At 44.2% G+C, this 4677-nt stretch carries 4 protein-coding genes; 1 reads left to right on the top strand and 3 read right to left on the bottom strand.

Annotated features, from left to right (window positions below; all coding sequences use genetic code 11):
- Nucleotides 1-61 precede the first annotated feature (61 nt).
- The 3 genes from LD39_RS15930 to LD39_RS15915 all read right to left on the bottom strand — a co-directional run bounded on the left by LD39_RS15930 (nt 62) and on the right by LD39_RS15915 (nt 2801).
- Nucleotides 62-1534 (bottom strand): YdiU family protein, encoded by a 1473-nt coding sequence (locus LD39_RS15930; protein ID WP_035549564.1) that lies wholly within the window; start codon nt 1532-1534, stop codon nt 62-64.
- 381 nt (nt 1535-1915) lie between these two features.
- Nucleotides 1916-2140, bottom strand: a complete 225-nt coding sequence (locus tag LD39_RS15920) for a hypothetical protein (protein WP_035549562.1) — start codon at nt 2138-2140, stop codon at nt 1916-1918.
- Between the two features lie 193 nt (nt 2141-2333).
- Entirely contained in the window at nt 2334-2801 is a 468-nt protein-coding gene (locus LD39_RS15915; protein ID WP_035549560.1) for a divergent PAP2 family protein, read from the bottom strand.
- 199 nt (nt 2802-3000) lie between these two features.
- Between LD39_RS15915 and LD39_RS15910 the strand changes: the two genes are divergently transcribed.
- Complete coding sequence (locus tag LD39_RS15910; RefSeq protein WP_052158913.1) at nt 3001-4494, top strand: spore germination protein; 1494 nt, start codon at nt 3001-3003, stop codon at nt 4492-4494.
- Nucleotides 4495-4677 lie beyond the last annotated feature (183 nt).

Here is a 4677-nt window from a genome sequence, read left to right as displayed (position 1 = left end):
GTCCAAAAAAAAAAGAAATCATCGCGGATGGATGATTTCTTTTTTTCAGCCTATATCTTTATCAAGTTCCACAAAACGTCTGGTATGGACGATCTGATAGCTCAGGCAGCTTGGCATATTCCTTCTGTTCAGGAGAATACGCGTAAGGATCTGCAAGAATATCGATAAGACGCTCCATCACACTATAGTCTTCCTGACTCACGGCCGCTTCAAGCGCCTCTTCTACCCGGTGGTTCCGAGGAATGACCGCAGGGTTTGATTTCCGCATCAACTGATATGACTCTTCCTTCGATTCTTCTTGTCTGTCGAGTCTCGCCTGCCACTGTTTATACCAATTTGTAAATTCTGTCGATTCACTCATTGGCGTTTCCTCGAGGTGATTAAGCGTCATGGCACGGAATGTATTCGTATAGTCCGCTTTATGCTTCTGCATAATCCCTAGAAGGTCTTCAATCAGAGGCTCGTCCTGGCTTAGTTCATCAAAAATCCCCAGCTTGTCTCTCATACCTCTAAGCCAATGTTTATGATAATAGGAGTCATAATCAGAAATGGCCTCCTGAGCGATATTTACAGCTTCCTCTTGATCCTCATGGAAAAGAGGCAGTAGCGTTTCAGCAAAGCGGGCGAGATTCCATTTTCCAATCGGCGGCTGATTTTGATACGCATAACGCCCTTGGACATCAATCGAACTGAAAACCGTTTTCGGGTCATACTCATCCATGAAGGCGCAAGGTCCGTAATCAATCGTTTCTCCTGAGATCGTCATATTATCTGTATTCATGACACCATGGATAAATCCAACCAACTGCCATTTCGCGATCAGCGCTGCTTGACGCTTTAACACTTCGCGGTAAAACGCAAGATAACGATTCTCTTCCGCTTTCAATTCAGGATAATGGCGCTCGATCGCATAATCAGCGAGAGCTTGAAGCTCCTCAACACCGATCCCCCTTGCATATTCAAACGTTCCGATCCGCAAGTGACTGGCGGCCACACGTGTCACGATGGCACCAGGAAGATCCGTTTCACGAATGACAGACTCTCCCGTTTTCACAACAGCAAGACTGCGGTTCGTAGGAACCCCAAGGGCGTGCATCGCTTCACTTATGATGTATTCGCGCAGCATAGGGCCAAGCGTCGCACGGCCATCCCCTCTGCGGGAATAAGGGGTCCGCCCTGAACCCTTGAGCTGGATATCAAAACGTTCGCCGGAAGGTGTGACCTGCTCACCAAGCAATAACGCCCGGCCATCCCCTAACATCGTAAAATGTCCGAACTGATGACCTGCATATGCCTGGGCGATTGGCGAAGCACCTTCAGGAACCACGTTCCCCACAAACACATCTACCCCTTCATCTCCCTCAAGCTTCTCCGTGTCCAAGCCCAACGATTCTGCTAAGGACTTATTAAAAACGACCAACTCCGGAGAGCTCACAGCGGTCGGTTCAGTATTAGAAAAAAATGCTTCCGGCAGACGTTCATAGCTGTTTTTCAAATTCCACCCTGTATACACCGTCCGTTTTGTATTTGTCATAGTAATCACCTTTACTGGTTTGACTTTAAATAATAGGAAAAATACACGCACACAAAACCTTTTATTAGCGTCTACGTTCAATTCCAGATTATACTCTTCCTTCTATCGTAGACCCTTTAAGTAAAAATTTAAAGAGCCTTGACCGGTCCCCTTTCTGGTACCAGGCATCAGGAAGGAAGACGCTCGTACCTGGTACCAAAAGGATCCAAAGGCGTACCAGGTACGAGAAAGGACTCCCCCTATACCTGGTATTAGGAAGGTCCGAATGGATACCAGGTACCAAGAAATACATAGAAAAAAGTGAGATTAATGGTTCACCATATTCGTCTTCAAAAATTAAAAGGCCTGCCGCCTTCAGAAAAAGGAGCAGGTACCTATCTTTCATTCACTTTGTGATTGCTGGCTTTCTTCTCTTACTTCTTCTACATTGGTGTCACTATAAATTTGTGTTCCGTGACCCCCAGTGGTCTTTGCAAGCAGCTCTTTGACTTCGTTATATGATAATCCGGAACGTTCATTTTGCCGCTTGACTGCGTCTATATTCGTTCCTGAACTGGCAAATGTATCGTTCTCCAGTTTATGACGAGGATCATTATGGTTTGTCATATTAACCACCTCCTGATCATTAACCTTTTCATTTCCTGTTTTTTTATGCAGAGACCCGTTTAAACAGCAGTTGTTATTCCCATACTTTCGTCTGGATCACTTTAAATGTTTGTTCTTTTCCTTTTCCCGCTAACCACTTCACTTTAATTTTCTAATGAATAGTCTAAGAAAAGACCCGATTCTTACTGCTCCTCTACCGATTTTCAAGCTTTGCAGAAAGAAATCCTAAGACGCCGCCTAAAATCGCGCCGCCTAGCACTTCAATCGGCTGATGACCCAGCAATTCTTTCAATTCCTTCTCCCGCTCTACGAATTCGAAGCTTGGAAAATCCCCTGAAATTTCTGCGATATTATCTTCCAAGTCATTTACAAGCTTTGCGATTTCTCCCGTATGACGACGGATTCCCTGCGCATCATACATGACGATCATTCCGAAAGTCACAGCGAGAGCTGTCTCCGTGTGACGCGATCCTTTATTCCAAGCAATATAGCTCGCCAGTGCTGTCACACCTGCTGAGTGAGAGCTCGGCATCCCCCCTGTTGAGGCGACTTGCTTTACATCCCATTCTCCGGTCAATCGTTTATGTGTAAGTATTTTCAATCCCTGGGCGATTCCTATTCCAGATAGGGCAGTTAAAATTCCCCGATTCATTTTTTGCATGATCATTTCCCTCCATTAAATTGCTCCATCTATGGCGTTTCTTATTTGATTACCCTTGAGAGAATCATTTTATGCTGCGGATCCATAAATTCATAAAAAAGCTTTGCCTCAAAGTTGACCAGAGACTCCAGAATTTCTACCTAGTATAAAAATAAGGTATTTTCCCAAGAATGGTTAAAAAAACGACAGGAGTTTTATCATGTCGAAAGATCAGACTTTTCCGCCTTATTTGAGTAAGGGAAGCTACAGTCATCTGAGCCTTACAGGAGATGTGGAAAAAGACGTTCATCAGATTGGGAAAAGTCTCGGCTATCCCCCGGATCTGGTTACGAAAGTTTATACTTTCAAACACAACGCTTTTGCCGTTTGTTATATTGATGGAATGATCAGCACTGATGAGCTGGAGCTGACTGTTATTCTCCCCCTTATGGATTGGTTCAAAGAACATCAGGCTCCATGGGACTTTGGAAAAAGAGATTTTCAACAGCACATCCAACTTCCTAAAAAATTCAGTAAAACATCCGATTTCTCCACCATCCTGGACCAATTAATACGTGGAAGTGTCATCTTGTTTGTTAAAAAAGGAAAAGAAGCATTCATCACAGCTGATCAGCGGTGGGAAACTAGAGCAATTGAAGAACCAAGTTCCCAGACAATGATTAGAGGTCCAAGAGAAGGCTTTGTCGAAACACTTTCTATTAATACGACTTTAATACGCAGACGTATCTCAAATCCAGCGCTCAGGTTTAAACAATTTCTTGTCGGTGAAATCACCCAGACACCGGTCATTATTGCTTACATTGAAGGCCTAGTTAACGAGAATGCCTTGGAGACGACAGTAGAAAGATTGTCTAATATAAAGCCACGAGAAGTTTTTGAAACAGGAATGCTTGAGGAATTGATTGAAACGAAAGGTTACTCCCCTATACCAACACTTTCAAATACGGAACGACCTGATGTAGTTTGTTCAGCCCTTGTGGAAGGAAAGCTCGCTATTATGATGGAAGGAACACCCTTTGCCATCATTGGCCCAGTAACGTTTATATCCTACTTCCAAACCGCTGAGGATTATTACAACCGTTTTGACTTAGCCACCTTCATCCGACTAATTCGATTTATTGCGTTTTGGATTTCTTTTGCGTTGCCGGCGACGTATGTAGCTTTAACTACCTTTCATCAGGAATTAATCCCGACGAAATTATTGATCAGCTTGACAGCCCAGCGGGAGGGTATTCCATTCCCTGCATTAATTGAAGCCTTAGTAATGGAGACCGTATTCGAAATTCTTCGAGAAGCTGGAGTAAGAATGCCTCGCCCCATCGGCCCAGCGGTTTCAATTGTAGGGGCGATCGTTATCGGAGAAGCTGCTGTATCAGCTGGACTCGTTTCCCCAGCGATTGTCATCGTTGTATCTTTAACAGCCATTGCGAGTTTCGCAAGTCCTTATTATTCAATTGCGGGTGCCTCCCGTATGCTTCGCTTTGTGCTCATGATTTTTGCTGCTACTTCAGGAATTTATGGCATGCTCATCTTTACCATAGCCTTATGTATCCATTTGGTATCACTGGAATCATTGGGACAGCCATACATGGCTCCTTTCGCCCCTTTTTCCACTCAGCAACAAAAGGATACCTTTTTCCGTCTCCCTCTATGGTGGACGAGTCGTAAGAAAAGGAAAAATCAGGGGGGTTGATTCCTATGAAAATCTTTTATTTCTGTATGATAGCAGTCAGTATTCTTATATGCGGATGCAGTGCCCAAAACGAACTGGATGAATTGCTCATCCTTTCTGGAATTGGTATTGATGAGGGAGAAAACGGCGGAGTAAAAATCATCCTTAAAGCTACCAATCCGCAAGCCAGTTCAAGCGGCCAAG

The sequence above is a fragment of the Halobacillus sp. BBL2006 genome (assembly GCF_000786645.1).
Lineage (GTDB): Bacteria > Bacillota > Bacilli > Bacillales > Halobacillaceae > Halobacillus.
This window is presented reverse-complemented; position numbering and strand designations above follow the sequence as displayed.